This is a genomic window from Pseudomonas sp. PvP089 (assembly GCF_017875165.1).
Lineage (GTDB): Bacteria > Pseudomonadota > Gammaproteobacteria > Pseudomonadales > Pseudomonadaceae > Aquipseudomonas > Aquipseudomonas fortuita.
On record NZ_JAGGME010000001.1, the window covers coordinates 1155029 to 1175905 of the forward strand.

Here is a 20877-nt window from a genome sequence, read left to right on the forward strand (position 1 = left end):
TTCAGGGTTACTCCATGTCGCACCAATCCGATTTGATCAGCGAAGACATCCTCGCTTATCTGGCTCAGCACGAGCGCAAAGAACTGCTGCGTTTCCTCACCTGTGGCAACGTGGATGACGGCAAGAGCACCCTGATCGGGCGCCTGCTGCACGACTCGAAGATGATCTACGAGGACCACCTCGAAGCCATCACCCGTGATTCGAAGAAAGTCGGCACTACCGGCGAAGAAGTTGACCTGGCACTGCTGGTCGACGGCCTGCAGGCCGAGCGCGAGCAGGGCATCACCATCGATGTCGCCTACCGCTACTTCTCCACCGCCAAACGCAAGTTCATCATCGCCGACACCCCTGGCCACGAGCAGTACACCCGCAACATGGCCACCGGTGCGTCCACCTGTGACCTGGCGATTATCCTGGTCGATGCCCGCTATGGAGTGCAGACCCAGACCCGTCGCCACAGCTACATTGCCTCGCTGCTGGGCATCAAGCACATCGTGGTCGCAGTCAACAAGATGGACCTGAAGGGCTTCGATGAAGGCGTCTTCGAGTCGATCAAGGCCGACTACCTGAAGTTTGCCGAAGCCATCAACCTGACCCCGAGCAGCCTGCACTTCGTACCAATGTCGGCGCTCAAGGGCGACAACGTGGTCAACCACAGCGAGCAATCGCCGTGGTACGCCGGCCCGACGCTGATGGAAATCCTCGAAACCGTCGAGGTTGCGGCCGACCGCAACTTCACCGACCTGCGCTTCCCGGTGCAGTACGTGAACCGCCCGAACCTGAACTTCCGCGGCTTCGCCGGCACCATCGCCAGTGGCGTGGTGCACAAGGGCGACGAAATCGTCGTGCTGCCGTCGGGCAAGAGCAGCCGCGTCAAGTCCATCGTCACCTACGAAGGTGAGCTGGAAAACGCCGGCCCAGGCCAGGCCGTGACCCTGACCATGGAAGACGAGATTGACATCTCCCGTGGCGACCTGCTGGTACATGCCGACAACGTGCCGCCAGTGACCGATCAGTTCGACGCCATGCTGGTGTGGATGGCCGAGGAGCCAATGCTCCCGGGCAAGAAGTACGACATCAAGCGCGCCACCAGCTATGTGCCGGGCTCGATTGCCAGCATCACCCACAAGGTCGATGTGAACACCCTGGAGCAGGGCGCTGCCAGCGCGCTGCAGCTGAACGAGATCGGCCGCGTGAAGGTAGCGCTGGACACCTCGATCGCCCTGGACGGCTACGACAGCAACCGCACCACCGGTGCGTTCATTGTCATCGACCGCCTGACCAACGGCACCGTCGGTGCCGGCATGATCATCGCGCCACCCGTTCTGCCACACGGCAGCACCGGCCAGCATGGCAAGCAGGCCCACGTGGCTACCGAAGAGCGCGCCCTGCGCTTCGGCCAGCAGCCAGCCACCGTGCTGTTCAGCGGCCTGTCCGGTGCTGGCAAGAGCACCCTGGCCTATGCCGTGGAGCGCAAGCTGTTCGACATGGGCCGTGCGGTGTACGTGCTGGACGGCCAGAACCTGCGCCACGACCTGAACAAGGGCCTGCCGCAAGACCGCGCCGGCCGCACCGAAAACTGGCGCCGCGCCGCCCATGTGGCGCGCCAGTTCAACGAAGCCGGCCTGCTGACCCTGGCTGCGTTCGTGGCCCCGGATGCCGAAGGCCGCGAACAGGCCAAGGCCCTGATCGGCAAAGACCGCCTGGTGACGGTGTACGTACAGGCTTCGCCGCTGGCTTGCCGCGAGCGTGACCCGCAAGGCCTGTACGCGGCCGGTGGCGAAAACATCCCGGGCGAAAGCTTCCCGTTCGATGTGCCGCTGGATGCCGACCTTGTGATCGACACCCAGGCCACCAGCGTGGATGAAGGTGTGAAACTGGTGCTGGACGTGCTGCGTCAGCGCGGCGCGATCTAAGCGCTGGCCTGCAAGAAAAAACCCGCTTCGGCGGGTTTTTTTATGCGCGTAATCCTTGGGTTGTGCGGAGCCTTTAAGGCCAACCGCTTTGTTGAGAATCTGAAAGTTTGCGCGATCACTGTAGGAGCGGCTTTAGCCGCGAACACCGGCAGAGCCGGTGCCATGTACCGCCGCTGGCAAAGGTTCTTCGCTAAGCCTCTGAGCTGCATCCAGACCTGGCAGGCTAGTTAATTTTAATTCTGAACACTGCAAGACCCTTTGACGCTCTCCATTCCAAGACGCGCGCCATGACCTGCTCGGCGCATCTTCCCCGATCTTCCTCGGGGTAATAGATAAGGTCAGCGCCATCAGGATGTTCAACCACTTCGATAAAGTGTTCCAGCAATCGATCCTGCCAAGCACGCGAGCCTGTCGCCTGAATCAACGCCTCAACAATCAGCCGGAACTCATCGTATGAATAGTCGGCCAGGCAGTGTTTCAGCCTGATCACCATGGCGTCTCCGATGACAGCGCGTATTGCATGGCGCTCATGATCCGCAGGTTTTCAGCGTCGTACATCAACCCACCCCACTCGGGCGGGTTCAGCTGGCCTATCTGATAAGAACGCAGACCCTTTACCGTCTCATGGAATGGCGCCCGAGGGGGCCAGCCTTTCTTGAGGCGGTTGAGTTGGGCGGGGATGAATTGCTGGCTGTAGACTGGGTCTTCTGCGATCGCCAGCCAGAAGGATTGGGAGAAATGGTCGAAGCTGTGGAATGTCCGACCTTCGAGTTTACGGATGATGAATTCTGGAAGAAGGCTGGCCATAGAGTCGTCCCTGAGTTGAAGGCAGGGAAAGTGTGCCCGGGGACGAGTTTTTTTTATGTCAGAGGTAGGGGGTATGGAAGTAGGCACGTTCCTGATGATTAGAAGGAGATTTCTTAGATGTGCTTTCCTACACCGGATTTTCCGTTTTCTCGGATTTGTCTTAAATATGTTTCTCTGACACTGGTATCACCCGTTTCTCCTTCACCGCCTTGTAGGAAAAACTCGAATAGATCTCCTTCACTCCCGGCAGCCGCTGCAGCACTTCCCGGGTGAATTCCCCGAACGACTCCAGGTCCCGCGCCAGGATCTCCAGCAAAAAGTCATAGCGCCCGGAGATGTTGTGGCAGGCGACGATTTCGGGAATCTCCATCAGCCGCTGCTCGAACGCCAGCGCCATGTCCTTGGTGTGCGAGTCCATCATGATGCTGACGAACGCGGTCACGCCAAACCCCAGCGACTTGGGCGAGAGGATGGCCTGGTAGCCGGTGATGTAGCCGTTGTCTTCCAGCAGTTTGACCCGACGCCAGCAGGGCGAGGTGGTTAACGCTACCTGGTCGGCGAGTTCGGCAACGGTCAGGCGGGCATTGTCCTGCAAAGCGGCGAGCAGGGCGCGGTCGGTGCGGTCGAGGCTTGAAGGCATGTTTTGCCCTCCTGGTCCGTTGATTGTTGTTTTTATTCCAGCAAGCACGCAAATGCGTGGGCTATTTTGGAAAAAATCGGGCAGCTCGGTGGCATAAGCTTATAACAAACCACAAGAGGCTGTTGCCATGCGCGACTCCCATAACAACACCGGTTTCTCCACGCGGGCCATTCACCATGGCTACGACCCGCTTTCCCACGGAGGCGCCCTGGTGCCGCCGGTGTACCAGACCGCTACCTATGCCTTCCCCACTGTTGAATACGGCGCTGCTTGCTTCGCCGGGGAAGAGGCAGGGCACTTCTACAGCCGCATCTCCAATCCCACCTTGGCCTTGCTTGAGCAACGCATGGCCTCGTTGGAGGGCGGTGAGGCGGGATTGGCGCTGGCGTCGGGTATGGGCGCCATTACCTCGACCATCTGGACCCTGTTGCGCCCCGGTGATGAACTGATCGTCGGGCGCACCCTGTATGGCTGTACCTTCGCGTTTCTGCACCATGGGATTGGCGAGTTCGGAGTCAAGATTCACCATGTCGACCTCAATGACGCCAAGGCCCTCAAAGCGGCGATCAACAGTAAAACGCGGATGATCTACTTCGAAACGCCGGCCAACCCCAATATGCAACTGGTCGACATCGCAGCGGTGGTCGAGGCTGTACATGGGAGAGACGTGCTTGTGGTAGTCGACAACACCTACTGCACTCCGTACCTGCAGCGGCCACTGGAGCTGGGGGCGGACCTGGTGGTGCATTCGGCGACCAAGTACCTCAGCGGCCATGGTGATATCACTGCGGGCCTAGTGGTGGGGCGCAAGGCGTTGGTCGACCGGATTCGCCTGGAAGGGCTCAAAGACATGACCGGGGCTGTGCTGTCACCGCATGACGCTGCGTTGTTGATGCGGGGTATCAAGACCTTGGCGCTGCGCATGGACCGGCATTGCGCCAATGCCCTGGAGGTGGCGAAGTTCCTGGCCCGGCAGCCCCAGGTGGAACTGATTCACTATCCGGGCTTGCCGTCGTTTGCCCAGTACGACCTGGCACGGCGGCAGATGCGTTTGCCGGGCGGGATGATTGCCTTTGAGCTCAAGGGCGGTATCGAGGCCGGGCGGCGCTTCATGAATGCCCTGCAGCTATTTGCGCGGGCGGTGAGCCTGGGGGATGCCGAGTCGCTGGCGCAACACCCGGCGAGCATGACGCACTCCAGTTACACGCCCCAGGAGCGCGCCCATCACGGGATATCGGAGGGGCTGGTGAGATTGTCGGTTGGGCTGGAGGATGTGGAGGATCTGCTGCTGGATATCGAGGAGGCGCTGGGGCATCTGTAGAAGCGGCCTTGTGCCGCGAAAAGGGCCCGCAGCGGCAAGAACACGGCATACACAAAAAAGGCCTCTTGCGAGGCCTTTTACAGGTTCAGTGGATCAACGCTTGAGCCCGTAGCTCTCGTCCAGCATGCCCGGCGAGTTTGGCGCTTTTGGCGCATAGTCGCGCGGCACTTCGGCGGTGTCTTTCGGTGGGGTCAGGCGGTCACGCGGGCCTTGCGGCGCTTCGGAATGCAGGGCAGCCAGCAGGCGCTGGCGAGTGACTTCATCAAGGGCCAGGCTGTTGGCGCCTTCAGCCAGGTGATCCTGTACGTCCTGGTAGCTCTGGGTCAGTTTCTTGACCAGCATGGCAGTGCTGTTGAAGTGGGTGACCACTTCGTTCTGGTAGCTGTCGAAGCGCTTCTGGATGTCATCCAGTTGGCGCTGGGTGTTGCTGGGTGCTGCGTTGGGCAGCAGGCGGGCAACAATGAAACCGACCGCCACGCCAATGACCAGGGCCAGGGTTGGCAACAACCAAACAAGGAGCGAGAGTTCCACGAGTCCTTCCTCTATAAACGGCTTTGCTTTACGTTAACGGCTCAGACCTGCGCTGTATACCGCGAGCGATCGCAAATCAGAACAGAATTTCACACCTAGACGAATCGACCCTTCCCGAGGTCACGGAGTAGTGCCTTGCTTGTCCGCGAAACCCCCTTGTTCATCGATGGCCCCGCCGGCCAGCTGGAAGCCTTGTACCTGGACGTGGCTGACGCCCGTGGCGCGGTGCTGATCTGCCACCCCAACCCGGTCCAGGGCGGCACCATGCTCAACAAGGTGGTCTCGACCCTGCAACGCACTGCCCGTGATGCCGGTTACGCGACCCTGCGTTTCAACTACCGTGGCGTCGGCCAGAGCGCCGGCAGCCATGACATGGGGGCCGGCGAAGTGGCCGATGCCGAGGCCGCGGCAGCCTGGCTGCGTAGCTCGCACCCAGAGTTGCCGCTGGTGTTGATGGGCTTTTCGTTCGGTGGTTTCGTTGCCACCAGCCTGGCCGGGCGACTTGAAACTGCAGGCGTCGAATTGCAGCACCTGTTCATGATCGCCCCGGCGGTCATGCGCCTGACCGCCGAATTCCCGCTGCCGCAGCGCTGCCCGGTGACCGTTGTGCAGCCGGACGCCGACGAAGTCGTCGCACCGCAGCTGGTTTACGATTGGTCCGACAGCCTGACGCGCCCCCATGAGCTGCTGAAAGTGGCAGAATGCGGACACTTCTTCCATGGCAAGCTGACCGATCTGAAGGATCTGCTGCTGCCGCGCCTTTCGAACTGAGCCAAGCCTGAATAAGCGAACACCCATGACCACGCGCATTCTTACCGGTATCACTACCACCGGCACTCCGCACCTGGGCAACTACGCCGGCGCCATTCGCCCTGCGATCCGTGCCAGCCAGCAGCCCGGTGTCGACTCGTTCTACTTCCTGGCCGACTACCACGCCCTGATCAAATGCGATGACCCGCTGCGCATCCAGCGTTCACGCCTGGAAATCGCCGCCACCTGGCTGGCCGGTGGCCTTGACCCGGACAAAGTGACTTTCTATCGCCAGTCCGACATCCCGGAAATTCCCGAACTGACCTGGCTGCTGACCTGCGTTGCCGCCAAGGGCCTGCTCAACCGCGCGCATGCCTACAAGGCCTCGGTGGACAAGAACGTCGAAAATGGGGAAGACCCGGACGCCGGCGTGACCATGGGCCTGTTCAGCTACCCGGTGCTGATGGCCGCGGACATCCTCATGTTCAACGCCAACAAGGTGCCGGTCGGCCGTGACCAGATCCAGCACGTGGAAATGGCCCGCGACATCGGCCAACGCTTCAACCACCTGTTCGGCCAGGGCCAGGACTTCTTCGCCCTGCCAGAGGCGGTGATCGAGGAAAGCGTGGCCACGCTGCCAGGCCTGGACGGGCGCAAGATGTCCAAGAGCTACGACAACACCATCCCGTTGTTCACCAGCGCCAAGGACATGAAAGACGCCATCTCGCGCATCGTGACCGACTCGCGCGCGCCGGGTGAAGCGAAAGACCCGGACAACTCGCACCTGTTCACCCTGTACCAGGCCTTCTCGACGCCGGAGCAATGCGCCGGGTTCCGCGAAGAGCTGTTGCAGGGCCTGGGCTGGGGTGATGCCAAGCAGCGCCTGTTCCAGTTGCTGGATGGCCAGCTGGCGGAAAAACGCGAGTACTACCACCAACTGATCGCCCGCCCGGCGGACCTGGAAGACATCCTGCTGGCCGGTGCCGCCAAGGCCCGCAAGATTGCCACGCCGTTCCTCGAGCAACTGCGCGAAGCCGTTGGCCTGCGTTCGTTCCGCAGCAGCGTGCAGGCCACCACCGAGGTGAAGAAGAAGTCAGCCAAGAGCGCGCGCTTCGTCAGCTTCCGTGACGAAGACGGCAGCTTCCGTTTCCGCCTGTTGGCCGCTGACGGTGAGCAACTGCTGCTGTCGCGCAGCTTCGCTGACGGCAAGAGTGCTGGCGCCGTGAGCAAGCAGCTGCAGCAGGGTGGCGAGGCCGATGTACGGGTAGAAGGCTTGAGCTTCGGCCTGTGGCTCAATGGCGAGCAGGTCGCCGAAGGGCCGCAGTTCGACAGCGCCGAAGCCCGTGATGCGGCCATTCAAAGCCTGCGTGATGCCCTGGCACCACAGCAGGACTGAGGCATATTGACGCAAGTCTGATTGCCATTAAGCGGGCCTGTCGCTACAGTGACGGCCCGTTTTTTGTTGCCTCGCTAACGAATTATGACTCCCTTAGAACGCTATCAAGCAGATCTGAAACGTCCCGACTTCTTCCATGACGCGGCGCAGGAAACTGCGGTGCGTCACTTGCAGCGCCTGTACGACGACCTGGTACAAGCGCAGAACAACAAGCCGGGCATGTTCGGCAAACTGTTCGGCAAGAAGGAGCAGACCCCGGTCAAGGGCCTGTATTTCTGGGGTGGGGTAGGGCGAGGCAAGACCTACCTGGTCGATACCTTCTACGAAGCGCTGCCGTTCAAGCAGAAGATGCGTACGCACTTCCACCGCTTCATGAAGCGTGTGCACGAGGAAATGAAAACCCTCAAGGGCGAGAAGAACCCGCTGACCATCATCGCCAAGCGCTTCAGCGAAGAAGCCCGGGTGATCTGTTTCGACGAATTCTTCGTGTCGGACATTACCGATGCGATGATCCTCGGCACTCTGATGGAAGAGCTGTTCAAAAATGGTGTGTCACTGGTGGCCACTTCCAACATCGTGCCAGACGGCCTTTACAAGGACGGCCTGCAGCGTGCGCGCTTCTTGCCGGCCATCGCCATGATCAAGCAGTACACCGACGTGGTGAACGTGGATAGCGGGGTCGACTACCGCCTGCGCCACCTGGAGCAGGCCGAACTGTTCCACTTCCCACTCAATGACGCGGCGCACCAGAGCATGCGCGCCAGCTTCAAGGCGCTCACCCCTGAGTGCACGCAGGCGATCGAGAACGACGTGCTGATGATCGAGAACCGTCCGATCAATGCCCTGCGCACCTGTGACGATGTCGCCTGGTTCGACTTCCGCGCCCTTTGCGATGGGCCGCGCAGCCAGAACGACTACATCGAACTGGGCAAGATCTTCCACGCCGTGCTGCTGAGCAATGTGGAGCAGATGGGTGTTGCCACCGACGACATCGCCCGCCGCTTCATCAACATGGTGGACGAATTCTACGACCGCAACGTAAAGCTGATCATCTCGGCCGAGGTGGAGCTGAAAGACCTGTACACCGGCGGGCGCCTGAGCTTCGAGTTCCAGCGTACCCTGAGCCGGTTGCTGGAGATGCAGTCGCACGAATTCCTGTCGCGCGCACACAAGCCGTAAGATTTTTGGGGCCGCTTTGCGGCCCATTCGCGACGCAAGGCCGCTGCCACATTGATCGGCGCACGCTGGGCATTTGTGGGAGCGGCCTTGTGCCGCGAATGGGCTGCAAAGCAGCCCCGCAAGGCCTCAAGCCTCTTGCATGAACTGCTGCCGATACTGGTTCGGCGACAGCTCGGTGTGCTGGCGGAACAGCCGCGCAAAGAAACTGGCATCGTCATAACCGACCTCGTAGCTGATGGTCTTGATGCTCTTGCGTGTGCTCGACAGTAACCCCTTGGCGGTCTCGATCCGCAGCCGTTGCAGGTAGTGCAGCGGCTTGTCACCCGTCGCGCCCTGGAAGCGGCGCATGAAATTGCGGATGCTCATGCCGTGGTTGCGGGCAACGTCCTCGAAGCGGAACTTGTCGGCGAAGTGCTCCTCCAGCCAATGCTGAATCTGCAGGATGATCAGGTCCTGGTGCAGCTTCTGCCCGCCAAAGCCCATGCGCCCCGGGGTGTAGTTGCGCTGCACTTCGTAAAGAATGTCGCGCGACACGGCGCGGGCCACGTTGGCACCGCAGAAGCGCTCGATCAGGTAGATGTACAGGTCGCAGGCCGACGTGGCCCCGCCGGCGCAATAGATATTGTCGGCGTCGGTCAGGTGCTTGTCCTGATTCAACCGGATCTTCGGGAAGCGCTCGGCAAAGCTGTTGAAGAAGCGCCAGTAGGTAGTCGCCTCCTTGCCATCGAGCAGGCCGGACTCGGCCAGCCAGAACACGCCACTGGCCTCGGCGCACAGTACCGCGCCGCGGGCATGCTGTTCACGCAGCCATGGGAGCACCTGTGGATAACGTTGCAGCAGGTTGTCGAAGTCGTCCCAGTAGGCCGGGAGGATGATGACGTCGGCGTCGTCCAGGCCACCGTCGACCGGAAGCTGCACATTGCTGAAGCTGTCCACCGGCTGGCCGTCGGGGCTCACCAGGCAGATCTCGAACATGGGCTGCAAGCCCAGGCCTAGCTGCTTGCTGTAACGCAGGCTGGCGAGGTGAAAGAAATCCTTGGCCTGCATCAAGGTCGAAGCAAACACCTTGTCAATGGCCAGGATGCTGACGCGCCGCAGCGACGCGGAGGGTTGGGTAAACATCATTGTCATTGTTCTTATAGGGTAGAGTGGTCAATCACCGGCTGGATCGTCTTATTTTTTGGCGATTGTGTCTACCCCGTGTAGCGGCGGGGCTGCAATGCAGCCCCTTTCAGCTCAAGGCGCCGGGTTCGGCTGCGCCTGGTGTATGGCTTCGATCGCTGCCAGCAACTCATCGCTCAGGCTCAGCTCAAGGCTCGCCAGGTTGCTGTCCAGCTGTTGCAGGCTGGTCGCGCCAATGATGTTGCTGGTCACGAACGGTTGCCGGGTGACGAACGCCAGGGCCATCTGCGCCGGGTCCAGGCCGTGTTCGCGGGCCAGCTGCACATAGCGGCTGCAGGCTGCGACGGTCTGCGGGTTGGAGTATCGGGCAAAGCGGCTGAACAGGGTCAGGCGCGCGTTGTCCGGCCGTGCGCCGTTCTCGTACTTGCCCGAGAGCATGCCGAAGGCCAGCGGCGAATAGGCCAGCAGGCCGCACTGCTCACGGATTGCCACCTCTGCCAGGCCCACCTCGAAGCTGCGGTTGAGCAGGTTGTACGGGTTCTGGATCGACACCGCCCGCGGCCAGCCCCGGCTATCGGCCAGTTGCAAGAATTTCATGGTGCCCCACGGCGTTTCGTTGGACAGGCCGATGTGACGGATCTTGCCCGCCCGTACCTGCTCGTCGAGTACCTCGAGGGTTTCTTCCAGCGGGGTGAAGTGGTCCTGTGGAAGGTGCTGGTAGCCCAGCTTGCCGAAGAAGTTGGTGCTGCGTTCCGGCCAGTGCAGCTGGTACAGGTCGATACGGTCGGTCTGCAGGCGCTTCAGGCTCTCCTCCAGCGCCGCCACGATGTGCTGGCGGTTGTGCTTGAGCTGGCCGTCGCGAATGTGGCTGATGCCGTTGCCGGGGCCTGCCACCTTGCTGGCCAGCACCCAGTCGTCGCGGTCACCGTTGTCGCGGAACCAGTTGCCGATGATGCGCTCGGTAGCCGCGTAGGTTTCCGGGCGCGGCGGCACCGGATACATCTCGGCGGTGTCGATGAAATTGATCCCGGCGGCCTTGGCCCGGGCAATATGTTCGAAGGCTTCGGCCTGAACGTTCTGTTCGCCCCAGGTCATGGTGCCCAGGCACAGGGCGCTGACATTGAGGTCGGTACGGCCGAGCTGACGGTATTCCATCGGTTAGACACTCCTTGGCAATAGATGCCCATCAAAGCAGGTTGAAATTTTTCTCGCAATCTGGATAATTCAGCCCCTCTCCGCGTGGCGGAAGTGATGCACCATCACGCAGGAAGAACCCCGTCGAACATTGGCGTGCCCGACCCGAGCCCCCAAAAGCGTCTGTGTTCGGCTGCGCGCTTGCCCTTGGCAAGCTGTGCACTATCCAGTAAGATTCGCCGTCTATTTTTCGCTGGGCGGCCTCTGAGGCTTTAGAGAATGAAAACTTTTACTGCTAAACCGGAAACAGTAAAGCGCGAGTGGTTCGTAGTCGACGCCGCTGGCCAGACCCTGGGTCGTCTGGCTACCGAAATCGCTAGCCGTCTGCGTGGCAAACACAAACCAGAATACACCCCTCACGTTGACACCGGCGACTACATCGTCGTTATCAACGCCGAGCAGGTTCGTGTGACAGGTGCCAAGTCTTCCGACAAAATGTACTACTCCCACTCCGGCTTCCCGGGCGGTATCAAGGAAATCAACTTCGAGAAGTTGATCGCCAAGGCCCCTGAGCGTGTTATCGAAACCGCGGTCAAAGGCATGCTGCCTAAGAACCCGCTGGGTCGCGACATGTACCGCAAGCTGAAAGTGTACGCGGGTGCTGCTCACCCACACACTGCTCAGCAGCCTCAAGAACTGAAGATCTAACGGGATAGTTCATTATGTCGGCGACTCAAAATTACGGCACTGGCCGTCGCAAGACCGCAACCGCTCGCGTATTCCTGCGTCCGGGTACTGGTAACATTTCCATCAACAACCGTTCTCTGGACGTGTTCTTCGGTCGCGAAACCGCTCGCATGGTTGTTCGCCAGCCACTCGAGCTGACCGAAACCGTTGAGAAATTCGACATCTACGTCACCGTTTCCGGTGGTGGTGTCAGCGGTCAAGCCGGTGCGATCCGTCACGGTATCACCCGCGCTCTGATGGAATACGACGAAACCCTGCGTGGCGCTCTGCGTCGTGCTGGCTACGTCACCCGCGACGCTCGTGAAGTTGAGCGTAAGAAAGTGGGTCTGCGTAAAGCGCGTAAGCGTCCTCAGTACTCCAAGCGTTAATACCGCTTCGGCAGTCGAAAAAAGCCCGGTTCCTTGGAACCGGGCTTTTTTTTTGGCTTGAACTAACCTGTCAGCATGTCAGTGGCCGCTTGTCGCATAGACGCAGATCAAGCAAAGCGCGGGTTGTGGCCCTTGCTTGGGTAATCACCTTGTCAGTGTGTGGTTTTGTTTCTTACCATGGCTGCCAAATTTTAGTGCCATTGACACAACCTAAGTACGAGCCTGGTTCAACAGGCCAAGCAAGCTGATGGGAGAGGACTGAATGAGCAATGACGGCGTCAACGCAGGCCGGCGCCGCTTCCTCGTAGCCGCGACATCCGTGGTCGGGGCAGCGGGAGCAGTGGGGGCTGCGGTACCGTTCGTGGGGTCATGGTTTCCCAGTGCCAAGGCGAAAGCCGCGGGTGCACCGGTGAAGGTCAATATTGCCAAGGTCGAGGCCGGGCAGCAGATGGTGGCTGAGTGGCGTGGCCAGCCGGTGTTCATCGTGCGCCGAACGGAAGAAATCCTTGGCAACCTGAAAAAAATTACGGGTGACCTGTCTGATCCAGAGTCCAAGGCTTCGGTGCAGCCGACCTACGTCGACCCTGAGGTTCGCTCGATCAAGCCGGAAATCCTCATTCTCGTCGGCCTGTGCACGCACCTGGGCTGCTCGCCCACCTTCCGCCCGGAAGTTGCGCCTGCTGACCTTGGTCCGAAATGGGTGGGTGGCTATTTCTGCCCGTGCCACGGCTCCCACTACGACCTGGCCGGCCGTGTCTACAAGTCGCAGCCGGCACCTCTCAACCTGCCAGTGCCGCCGCACTCTTACGAGTCGGACGATATCATCGTCATCGGCGTCGACCAGGAGAACGCATGATGAGCAAGTTCATGGACTGGATTGATGCTCGCTTCCCCGCCACAAAAATGTGGGAAGACCACCTGAGCAAGTATTACGCGCCCAAGAACTTCAACTTCCTGTACTTCTTCGGCTCCCTGGCATTGCTGGTACTGGTCAACCAGATCGTCACCGGTGTGTGGCTGACCATGAGCTTCACGCCCTCGGCGGAAGAGGCGTTCGCTTCGGTCGAGTACATCATGCGTGACGTAGAATACGGCTGGATCCTGCGCTACCTGCACTCCACCGGTGCGTCGGCGTTCTTCATCGTGGTCTACCTGCACATGTTCCGCGGCCTGCTCTACGGCTCCTACCAGAAGCCACGCGAGCTGGTCTGGCTGTTTGGCATGCTGATCTACCTTGCGCTGATGGCGGAAGCCTTCATGGGTTACCTGCTGCCGTGGGGCCAGATGTCGTACTGGGGTGCCCAGGTAATCATCTCCCTGTTCGGCGCCATCCCGGTGATCGGTGACGACCTCACCCAGTGGATCCGCGGTGACTACCTGATTTCGGGCATCACCCTGAACCGCTTCTTCGCCCTGCATGTGGTCGCTCTGCCCATCGTGATTCTCGGCCTGGTGGTGCTGCACATTCTTGCTCTGCACGAAGTGGGTTCGAACAACCCCGATGGTGTCGACATCAAGAAGAAAAAGGACGAAAACGGCATTCCGCTGGACGGTATCCCGTTCCACCCTTACTACACCGTCAAGGATATCGTTGGCGTGGTGGTGTTCCTCTTCGTGTTCTGTGCTGTGGTGTTCTTCTTCCCGGAGATGGGTGGGTACTTCCTGGAAAAACCGAACTTCGAGCAGGCCAACGCGTTCAAGACGCCCGAGCACATCGCGCCGGTGTGGTACTTCACACCGTTCTACGCGATCTTGCGCGCGGTGCCTGACAAGCTGATGGGCGTGATCGCCATGGGTGCGGCCATCGCTGTGCTGTTCGTGCTGCCCTGGCTTGACCGCAGCCCGGTACGTTCCATGCGTTACAAGGGCTGGATCAGCAAGCTCTTCCTGCTGGTGTTCTGCGTGGCCTTCGTCATCCTCGGCGTGCTGGGCGTGCTGGCGCCGACACCTGGGCGTACCTTGCTATCGCAGGTGTGCACGGTGTTGTACTTCGCCTACTTCCTGCTGATGCCGTTCTACACAAGGCTCGAGAAGACCAAACCGGTTCCGGAAAGGGTGACTGGCTGATGAAAAAGTTGATTGCAGTATTTTTGCTGGCAGTGATGCCTGCCTTTTCCTTCGCTGCCGAACATGGCTTGGAGCTGGACAAGGTCGATATCGACCTGACCGACAAGGCGGCCATGCAGGACGGTGCGCGCACCTTCGCCAACTATTGCATGGGTTGCCACAGTGCCAAGTTCCAGCGTTACGAGCGGGTGGCTGATGACCTGGGCATCCCTCACGAGCTGATGCTCGAGAAGCTGGTGTTCACCGGCGCCAAAATCGGTGACCACATGCAGATCGGCATGAAGCCCAGCGACGCAAAGACCTGGTTCGGCGCTGCGCCACCCGACCTGACCCTGGTCGCCCGTGTGCGGGGTACCGACTGGCTGTACAGCTACCTGCGCAGCTTCTACGAAGACCCGTCGCGCCCTTACGGGGTGAACAACAAGGTGTTCCCGAACGTGGGCATGCCTAACGTGCTGGTTGGCCTGCAGGGTAACCAGGTGGTTGGCTGCAAGCAGGTGCAGACCGTGGTCGATGGCAAGAAGCAATTTGACCCGTTGACCGGCAGCCCGATCACCCATGAAGCCTGTGACCAGCTGACCATTACGCCGAATTCCGGTACCCTGACGACCGAGCAGTTCGACGAGAAGGTCAAGAACCTGGTGACCTTCCTGGCCTATTCGGCCAACCCGGTCAAACTGGAAAGCCAGCGCATTGGTACCTACGTGTTGCTGTACCTGGCTTTCTTCTTCGTATTCGCCTACTTGCTCAAGCGTGAATACTGGAAGGACGTGCACTGATCACGCAGTAGTTTCTGGTTGTTGAACGCGCCCGGGGCGCCCTGGCAGTTTTGCCAGGGTACCCCGGGCGCGTTTTCATTTACAGTTGCACAAGCATCCCGTGCGAGGAGCCGCTACATGGGCGCAACCAACAGGTTAGCCTGCTATTCCGATCCCGCTGATCATTATTCTCATCGGGTACGCCTTGTGCTGGCCGAGAAGGGTGTCAGCGTCCAGGTCATCGATGTCGACCCCAGTCGCCTGCCGGCCAGGCTGGCCGAGGTGAACCCTTACGGCAGTGTGCCGACCCTGGTCGACCGTGACCTGGCGTTGTATGAGTCGACCGTGGTGATGGAATACCTCGAGGAGCGTTACCCGCACCCACCGCTGATGCCGGTGTACCCGGTTGCGCGGGGTAACAGCCGTTTGCTGATGCACCGCATCCAGCGCGACTGGTGTGCCTTGGCCGACACCGTTCTGGACGCGCGCAGCACCGAGGCCGCCCGTGCCGAGGCACGCAAGGCCCTGCGCGAAAGCCTGACCGGTGTTTCACCATTGTTCGGTGAGTACGCCTGTTTCATGAGTGAGGAGCAAAGCCTGGTCGATTGCTGTCTATTGCCCATACTCTGGCGTTTGCCGGTGTTGGGTATCGAATTGCCGCGGCAAGCCAAGCCGCTGCTGGATTACATGGAGCGGCAGTTCGCTCGCGAGCCTTTCCTGGCGAGCCTGTCCTCCGTAGAACGTGAAATGCGCAAGCTTTAAGGAGCTGTTGATGAACTCCAGTCGCCCCTATCTGGTTCGAGCACTGTATGAGTGGATCGTCGACAACGATTGCACGCCCCACATGCTGGTCAATGCCGAATACCCGAAAGTCCAGGTGCCGGATGGTTTCGCCAGTGATGGTCAGATCGTCTTGAATATCTCGCCTAGTGCCGTGCGCAGCCTGCACATGGATAACGACGCAGTCAGCTTCGAGGGCCGCTTCAGTGGCGTGGCCCATTCGCTGTTCGTGCCGGTTGGCGCCATCCTGGGCATCTATGCCCGTGAAAATGGCCAAGGCATGGTCTTCGAGCTGGAGTCGCCGATGGATGGCGACGAGCTGGAAGAGGATGATGTGCAGCCGGACGACGATGGCCCGCCGGAAGGGGGTGGCCAGCCGCCGCGCCCAAGTGGTCGGCCAAGCCTGAAAGTGGTCAAGTAACAAAAAAGGCGATCCAACTGGATCGCCTTTTTCTTTGCCGCCAACTTCGGGTTACAGGTCGCTGATAGTGCGTACCTGGTCCTTGTTGATGCGGGTGCGCTTGCCATCGAGTTGCTGGAACTCGTAGAAGCCTGCATCGCGGTCGTACTTCGGTGCGTCGACAGCCTGGATTTCACGGCCATCGTTGAGGGTGATCAGGCTTGGCGTGGAGCAGCCGGCCAGGGTGGCGAAGGTGCCGATCAGCAGGGCAGGCAGCAGAAGCTTTTTCATGCGGTGTTTCCTGGGTTTCTGAAAGGTGGGGCATTGTTGTTGCTTGTACTGGCCCTTTCGCGGGTAAAACCGCTCCCACAGGAATGCACAAGGCTTGAAAGCTGTGAGATCCCTGTGGGCGCGGGTTCACCCGCGAAGAGGCCGGTGCAGGCAGCAATGAATCAGTCGATGTACTCGAACAGCTTGACGATCTTCTGCACACCCGACACGCCCTGTACCACGGCGGTGGCCGAATTGGCCTCCTGTTGGGTCACCAGGCCGAGCAGATAGACGATACCGTTTTCGGTAATCACCTTGATGCGCGAGCTTGGCACGGCGCTGTCACCCAGCATCTGGGTCTTGATCTTGGTGGTCAGCCAGGCGTCGTTGTTGCGTGCCAGGATGGAGGAGGGTTGCATCACCTGCAGTTCATTGTGCACTTTCTTGACGCGCTGTACCTGGCTGGCGGTTTGCTCGGCGAGGCTCTTGAGGTCGGCGCGTGGAGTCTGGCCGGCCAGCAGGACGATGCCGTTGTAGCTGCTGACAACAATGTGCGAGCCCTTGTCCAGGTCAGGGCTGGCCTTGGAAATGTTCACCGAGGCCTTGGTTTCGATCAGCGAGTCGTCGATCTTGCTGCCAATGGTGCGCGTACCGCGATCGTCTTCGATCGGCGAATTGCGCGTAGAAGTAAGTACCGAGCTGCAACCGGTGACGCTCAGGCACAGAGTCAGGGCCATCAGGCCGAGGCGCATAGGGGTCATTCTTCACTCCCGAACAGTTGGCTGTCGATCAGATCGCACAGGCAGTGGATCGCCAGCAGGTGGACTTCCTGGATGCGTGCGGTAACCGTCGAAGGTACGCGGATTTCCACGTCTTCGGGCAGCAGCAGCGAAGCCATGCCGCCGCCGTCGCGGCCGGTCAATGCTACGACAATCATTTCGCGGTCATGTGCGGCCTGGATCGCCTGGATGACGTTGGCCGAATTGCCGCTGGTGGAGATTGCCAGCAGAACGTCGCCGGGCTGGCCCAAGGCGCGAATCTGCTTGGAAAAGACTTCGTTGTAGCTGTAGTCGTTGGCGATCGAGGTCAGGGTCGAGCTGTCGGTGGTCAGCGCGATGGCTGGCAGGCTCGGGCGCTCGCGCTCGAAACGGTTGAGCAGTTCCGACGAAAAGTGCTGGGCATCACCGGCCGAGCCGCCGTTGCCACAGGCGAGCATCTTGCCCTCGTTGAGCAGCGCATTGACCATGACCAGGCTGGCCTGCTCGATGTGCGGTGCCAGGATGTCCATTGCCTGTTGCTTGGTATCGATGCTGGCCTGGAACAGCCGGCGAATTCGGGATTGCATGTCCATCTGGTGACCTTAAGTGGGGCGGTGGCCTTTGCGACGCGCAACAACGACCAGCCCGCGAAACATAGAGCAAAAAAAACGAAGTGGGTTCAGCATTCGAAGGCGTTTTTCAGCCATTGAAGCGGCCTGCCTGCATGGTGGCTGCCCTGCAGGGCGACTACGTCGAAGCGGCAGGGGTGGTTGCCCCAGTGGGGCGCCTTCTGCAGGTACCGGCTGGCGGCGAGCACCAACCGTTTCTGCTTGCGCCCGTCGATGCTGGCGAGGGCGCCACCGAAGCACGCGTGTAACCGGTAGCGGACTTCGACGAATACTACTGTATCGGCGTCAAGCATGACCAGATCAAGCTCACCGCCTTTGCATCGCCAGTTACGCGCCAGCAGCTGCAGGCCCTGCCCTTGAAGGTACTCAAGGGCTTGGGTTTCTGCTGCTTGCCCGGCGCTTGTGGGCGACGCTGTTGGCATCAGCGCGCGGTGTCAGGCAGGCGCTTGACCTGGCCGCCGGCAAACTCGGCCCATGGCAGCTGGCGCTCGATACGCTGGTTGGCGTTGATGCTCAGGCTGCCCGAAAGGCCCTGGACACGGTTGTCCGGCAGCGCTTTCAGCTGGCCCAGGCGCGGCGCCAGGCTGTAGGCATCGACGCCCATGGCATACAGGCGGCCAAGGCTGCCAGCGGCCTGCGGCCACTGCTGTACCACTTGCTGGCGCAGGCTGTTACTGGTGTCGAGCAGCCACGGCGTTTCGCAGAAGCGGATGCCGTTCATGTCATTGTACTGGTTGACGTCGCCGCTGGCGCTGTACAGGTTCGAGGTGGCATAGACCGGGACGTCACCGGCGTACTGGAAGTTCAGGGTCGGCTTGATCTGCTGGGCCTGTTGCGGGGTCGAGGCCAGGAAGATGAAATCGATATCCTGGCGGCGCGACGGTTGTGCGGCGATGCTGCCGCCTACCGTGCTTTGCAGGCTCTTGGCGCGGCCTTCGCTCTGGCGCAGCTGGAACAGGTCGGCGATCTGTTGGGCGAGGGCAACCGGCTGGGCAATGCGCTCGGCAGCGAGCAGGGTGCCGCCATTGCCTTCCCAGTCCTGGCGGAAGGCGGCCAGCACGCGGTCACCCCATTCGCCACTCGGCACCAGGGCCACGGCGCGGACCATGCCGTCGGCGCGAGCGCGGCGGGCGACTTCGCGTGCTTCATCTTCGGCAGCCAGGCCGAACTGGAACAGTTGCGGCGGGGCCTTCTGGCCGGCGTCGGCGTAGTTCAGGGCCAGTGTGGTGATCGGCAGTTGCGGTTTGGAGGCCAGTTGTTTGACCAGTGGCTTTTCAAGCGGGCCGATGACCAGTTGCACGCCGGCGGCCTGGGCCTGGCGATAGAAATCGTCTAGCGAGCCGATGCGCGAGCTGTCGAACACTTGCACCGCAGGCGCTGGCTGGCCAGCTTGCTGGGCCTGGAAGTGGGCGGCCATGAAACCGTCACGCAGGGCGCGGGCAACACCGGCAAGCGGGCCTTCCTGGGGCAGCAGCAGGGCGATCTTGGTCAGTGGCTGGCTGGCCAGCTCCTTGAGCTTGGTCAGCGCCAGCGGCAGTTGCTGGGCGGCAGGGTGGCCTGGGTGCTGTTTGACCCAGGTATCGATGGCCGCTTGCTGCTGCTCCAGGGTGCCGGCGCTCTTCACGGCGAAGGCGAGGCTGGTCCAGCCGGCCAGGGTCTGGTCGTTGGCTGGCTGATGCAGTTGCTCTGCCGGCAACGAGGCGACCAGTGCCCAGATGGCGTCATTGTTGGCGCTGGCAGCCTGGCCGCTGAGCAGCGGGGCCAGCAGCACGCGCTGTTGCGCGGCAGCCAGGGTCTGGCCGTCGGCTTCAAGGGCGGCGGCGTGCACATTGTAAGTGCGCGCTTGCTGCTCCGCCGGCAGCTCGGCTACACGTTGCAGGCTGGGGTGAGCCAGGGCAGTCAGGGCCGCCTTGGGCTGGTTTCGACTCATGGCCAGCTCGGCCGCGAGGGTGCTGGCGAACACTTGCTGGGCCGGCTTGAGTGTGTCCAGCGGGACTTGCTCAAGAATGCGTGCGGCGCGTGGGAAGTCCTTCTGCTTGTAGGCCAGGTCGGCCGCGCTCAGGCGCAGCAGGGCGGCATCTTCCGCTGACTTGCTGGAAGCGGCTTTTTCGAGCAGTTGCTCGATGCTGGCATCCGGGGTGCGTGGCAGTTCGCCCAGGCTGGATGAGGGCGAGCTGGCGCAGGCTGCCAGCAGGGCAGCGAGGCAGAGGGCTGTGAGCAGCCGCAGGCAAGCGATCATGTAAAGGTCCTGTTACTCGATCAAGTTGGCCGGCAATTGTACCCAAGCACTGGCCGGGGCGCGATGTTGCTGTGCTGATCCTTCACTATAGGTGGCCTGCCGCCGATCGCTGGCGAAGTTCTTTGCGCCCTGTTGCAGGCGCTCGGGCTACAATGGCGCCTTTGATCCGAATGACAGGTGTGCGCAGTGACTGATGTGGCAGGGGCTTCGAAATCCACGGTGGGGACGCTGTATGTGGTGGCAACCCCCATCGGCAACCTCGACGACATGAGCGCCCGGGCGCTGAAGGTGCTGGCGGATGTGGCGCTGATCGCCGCCGAAGACACCCGCCATTCGATCCGCCTGCTGCAACACTTTGGCATCGACACACCGCTGGCGGCCTGTCATGAACACAATGAGCGTGATGAGGGCGGGCGTTTTCTCACCAAGCTGCTGGCTGGCGAGAACGTGGCACTGGTTTCCGATGCCGGCACGCCGCTGATTTCCGACCCGGGCTACCACTTGGTACGCCAGGCGCGGGCTGCGGGGGTGAGCGTGGTGCCGGTGCCGGGCGCCTGCGCCTTGATCGCCGCACTGTCGGCGGCCGGCCTGCCGTCGGACCGCTTCATTTTCGAAGGCTTCCTGCCGGCCAAGCAGGCCGGGCGCCGGGCGCGCCTCGAGCAGGTGAAGGAAGAGCCGCGTACGCTGATTTTCTATGAGGCCCCGCACCGTATCCTCGAATGCCTCGAAGACATGGAGCTGGTTTTTGGTGGCGAACGCCCGGCACTGCTGGCGCGCGAGCTGACCAAGACCTTCGAGACCCTGAAGGGCCTGCCGCTGGCCGAGCTGCGCGCGTTCGTTGCCGGCGACAGCAACCAGCAGCGCGGTGAGTGCGTGGTACTGGTTGGCGGCTGGAGCGCGCCGGAGGGCGAGCAGGCCATCAGTACCGAGGCCCAGCGAGTACTCGACCTGCTGTTGGCCGAGCTGCCACTGAAGCGGGCTGCGGCGCTGGCGGCGGAAATTACCGGTGTGCGCAAGAACCTGTTGTATCAACTTGCGCTGGAAAAGCAGAAAACCGAATAGTGG

24 protein-coding genes are annotated in these 20877 nt (G+C 61.2%); 13 read left to right on the top strand and 11 right to left on the bottom strand.

Annotated features, from left to right (window positions below):
* The first annotated feature begins 14 nt into the window (after positions 1 to 14).
* Positions 15 to 1916 carry a sulfate adenylyltransferase subunit CysN gene (gene cysN / locus J3A71_RS05295; protein WP_060517463.1) on the top strand — a complete coding sequence of 634 codons (1902 nt, stop codon included), beginning with the start codon at positions 15 to 17 and terminating at the stop codon, positions 1914 to 1916.
* A 223-nt stretch (positions 1917 to 2139) separates the two neighbouring features.
* Here the strand turns inward: cysN and J3A71_RS05300 are convergent, their stop codons facing one another.
* The 3 genes from J3A71_RS05300 to J3A71_RS05310 form a co-directional block, all read right to left on the bottom strand.
* Complete coding sequence (locus J3A71_RS05300) at positions 2140 to 2409, bottom strand: bacteriocin immunity protein (RefSeq protein ID WP_016488991.1); 270 nt, start codon at positions 2407 to 2409, stop codon at positions 2140 to 2142.
* Complete coding sequence (locus J3A71_RS05305; protein WP_016488990.1) at positions 2403 to 2723, bottom strand: hypothetical protein; 321 nt, start codon at positions 2721 to 2723, stop codon at positions 2403 to 2405. The genes J3A71_RS05300 and J3A71_RS05305 overlap by 7 nt, the downstream gene beginning before the upstream one ends.
* Before the next feature lie 160 nt (positions 2724 to 2883).
* A complete protein-coding gene (locus J3A71_RS05310; protein WP_016488989.1) occupies positions 2884 to 3363 on the bottom strand; it encodes an Lrp/AsnC family transcriptional regulator in 480 nt (159 codons plus the stop codon).
* 127 nt (positions 3364 to 3490) lie between these two features.
* Here J3A71_RS05310 and J3A71_RS05315 point away from each other — a divergent pair, with 127 nt between their 5' ends.
* Positions 3491 to 4684 carry a methionine gamma-lyase gene (locus J3A71_RS05315; RefSeq protein WP_016488988.1) on the top strand — a complete coding sequence of 398 codons (1194 nt, stop codon included), beginning with the start codon at positions 3491 to 3493 and terminating at the stop codon, positions 4682 to 4684.
* A gap of 93 nt (positions 4685 to 4777) precedes the next feature.
* On the opposite strand, the gene J3A71_RS05320 is transcribed toward J3A71_RS05315, so the two are convergent.
* The gene (locus tag J3A71_RS05320) at positions 4778 to 5215 is read right to left on the bottom strand and encodes a DUF1043 family protein (RefSeq protein WP_016488987.1); all 438 of its coding nucleotides are present in this window, start codon (positions 5213 to 5215) and stop codon (positions 4778 to 4780) included.
* A gap of 135 nt (positions 5216 to 5350) precedes the next feature.
* On the opposite strand from J3A71_RS05320, the gene J3A71_RS05325 reads away from it, so the two are divergent.
* From J3A71_RS05325 to zapE, 3 genes are all read left to right on the top strand, one after another.
* A complete protein-coding gene (locus tag J3A71_RS05325; protein WP_016488986.1) occupies positions 5351 to 5986 on the top strand; it encodes an alpha/beta fold hydrolase in 636 nt (211 codons plus the stop codon).
* 25 nt (positions 5987 to 6011) lie between these two features.
* A complete protein-coding gene (locus tag J3A71_RS05330; protein ID WP_096426730.1) occupies positions 6012 to 7361 on the top strand; it encodes a tryptophan--tRNA ligase in 1350 nt (449 codons plus the stop codon).
* 84 nt (positions 7362 to 7445) lie between these two features.
* The gene (gene zapE, locus J3A71_RS05335) at positions 7446 to 8540 is read left to right on the top strand and encodes a cell division protein ZapE (RefSeq protein WP_016488984.1); all 1095 of its coding nucleotides are present in this window, start codon (positions 7446 to 7448) and stop codon (positions 8538 to 8540) included.
* A 126-nt stretch (positions 8541 to 8666) separates the two neighbouring features.
* Here zapE and J3A71_RS05340 read toward each other — a convergent pair whose 3' ends face one another.
* Positions 8667 to 9587: a GlxA family transcriptional regulator gene (locus J3A71_RS05340; protein ID WP_172455912.1), complete on the bottom strand. Its 921-nt coding sequence runs from the start codon at positions 9585 to 9587 to the stop codon at positions 8667 to 8669.
* A 189-nt stretch (positions 9588 to 9776) separates the two neighbouring features.
* The gene (locus J3A71_RS05345) at positions 9777 to 10817 is read right to left on the bottom strand and encodes an NADP(H)-dependent aldo-keto reductase (RefSeq protein WP_096426729.1); all 1041 of its coding nucleotides are present in this window, start codon (positions 10815 to 10817) and stop codon (positions 9777 to 9779) included.
* 258 nt (positions 10818 to 11075) lie between these two features.
* On the opposite strand from J3A71_RS05345, the gene rplM reads away from it, so the two are divergent.
* The 7 genes from rplM (at position 11076) to J3A71_RS05380 (ending at position 15937) form a co-directional block, all read left to right on the top strand.
* Complete coding sequence (gene rplM / locus J3A71_RS05350) at positions 11076 to 11504, top strand: 50S ribosomal protein L13 (protein ID WP_003260798.1); 429 nt, start codon at positions 11076 to 11078, stop codon at positions 11502 to 11504.
* A 14-nt stretch (positions 11505 to 11518) separates the two neighbouring features.
* A complete protein-coding gene (gene rpsI, locus J3A71_RS05355; RefSeq protein WP_003260797.1) occupies positions 11519 to 11911 on the top strand; it encodes a 30S ribosomal protein S9 in 393 nt (130 codons plus the stop codon).
* Between the two features lie 262 nt (positions 11912 to 12173).
* A complete protein-coding gene (petA, locus tag J3A71_RS05360; protein WP_016488981.1) occupies positions 12174 to 12767 on the top strand; it encodes a ubiquinol-cytochrome c reductase iron-sulfur subunit in 594 nt (197 codons plus the stop codon).
* Entirely contained in the window at positions 12767 to 13978 is a 1212-nt protein-coding gene (locus tag J3A71_RS05365) for a cytochrome bc complex cytochrome b subunit (protein ID WP_024717460.1), read from the top strand. Before petA ends, J3A71_RS05365 begins: the two co-directional genes overlap by 1 nt.
* Positions 13978 to 14757, top strand: a complete 780-nt coding sequence (locus J3A71_RS05370; RefSeq protein ID WP_016488979.1) for a cytochrome c1 — start codon at positions 13978 to 13980, stop codon at positions 14755 to 14757. Before J3A71_RS05365 ends, J3A71_RS05370 begins: the two co-directional genes overlap by 1 nt.
* Positions 14758 to 14874: 117 nt before the next feature.
* A complete protein-coding gene (locus tag J3A71_RS05375) occupies positions 14875 to 15498 on the top strand; it encodes a glutathione S-transferase N-terminal domain-containing protein (RefSeq protein WP_016488978.1) in 624 nt (207 codons plus the stop codon).
* Between the two features lie 10 nt (positions 15499 to 15508).
* Positions 15509 to 15937 (top strand): ClpXP protease specificity-enhancing factor, encoded by a 429-nt coding sequence (locus tag J3A71_RS05380; RefSeq protein ID WP_016488977.1) that lies wholly within the window; start codon positions 15509 to 15511, stop codon positions 15935 to 15937.
* A gap of 51 nt (positions 15938 to 15988) precedes the next feature.
* Here J3A71_RS05380 and J3A71_RS05385 read toward each other — a convergent pair whose 3' ends face one another.
* The 5 genes from J3A71_RS05385 to J3A71_RS05405 form a co-directional block, all read right to left on the bottom strand.
* Entirely contained in the window at positions 15989 to 16207 is a 219-nt protein-coding gene (locus J3A71_RS05385; RefSeq protein WP_016488976.1) for a YgdI/YgdR family lipoprotein, read from the bottom strand.
* 161 nt (positions 16208 to 16368) lie between these two features.
* Entirely contained in the window at positions 16369 to 16947 is a 579-nt protein-coding gene (locus tag J3A71_RS05390; RefSeq protein WP_016488975.1) for a BON domain-containing protein, read from the bottom strand.
* Complete coding sequence (locus tag J3A71_RS05395; protein WP_012274070.1) at positions 16944 to 17537, bottom strand: phosphoheptose isomerase; 594 nt, start codon at positions 17535 to 17537, stop codon at positions 16944 to 16946. Before J3A71_RS05395 ends, J3A71_RS05390 begins: the two co-directional genes overlap by 4 nt.
* An 86-nt stretch (positions 17538 to 17623) precedes the next feature.
* Positions 17624 to 17995 carry a YraN family protein gene (locus J3A71_RS05400; RefSeq protein WP_016488974.1) on the bottom strand — a complete coding sequence of 124 codons (372 nt, stop codon included), beginning with the start codon at positions 17993 to 17995 and terminating at the stop codon, positions 17624 to 17626.
* Positions 17995 to 19812, bottom strand: coding sequence for a penicillin-binding protein activator (locus tag J3A71_RS05405; RefSeq protein WP_096426728.1), 1818 nt, complete (start codon positions 19810 to 19812; stop codon positions 17995 to 17997). Before J3A71_RS05405 ends, J3A71_RS05400 begins: the two co-directional genes overlap by 1 nt.
* Positions 19813 to 19998: 186 nt before the next feature.
* On the opposite strand from J3A71_RS05405, the gene rsmI reads away from it, so the two are divergent.
* The gene (gene rsmI / locus J3A71_RS05410; RefSeq protein ID WP_016488972.1) at positions 19999 to 20874 is read left to right on the top strand and encodes a 16S rRNA (cytidine(1402)-2'-O)-methyltransferase; all 876 of its coding nucleotides are present in this window, start codon (positions 19999 to 20001) and stop codon (positions 20872 to 20874) included.
* The last annotated feature ends 3 nt before the right edge of the window (positions 20875 to 20877 follow it).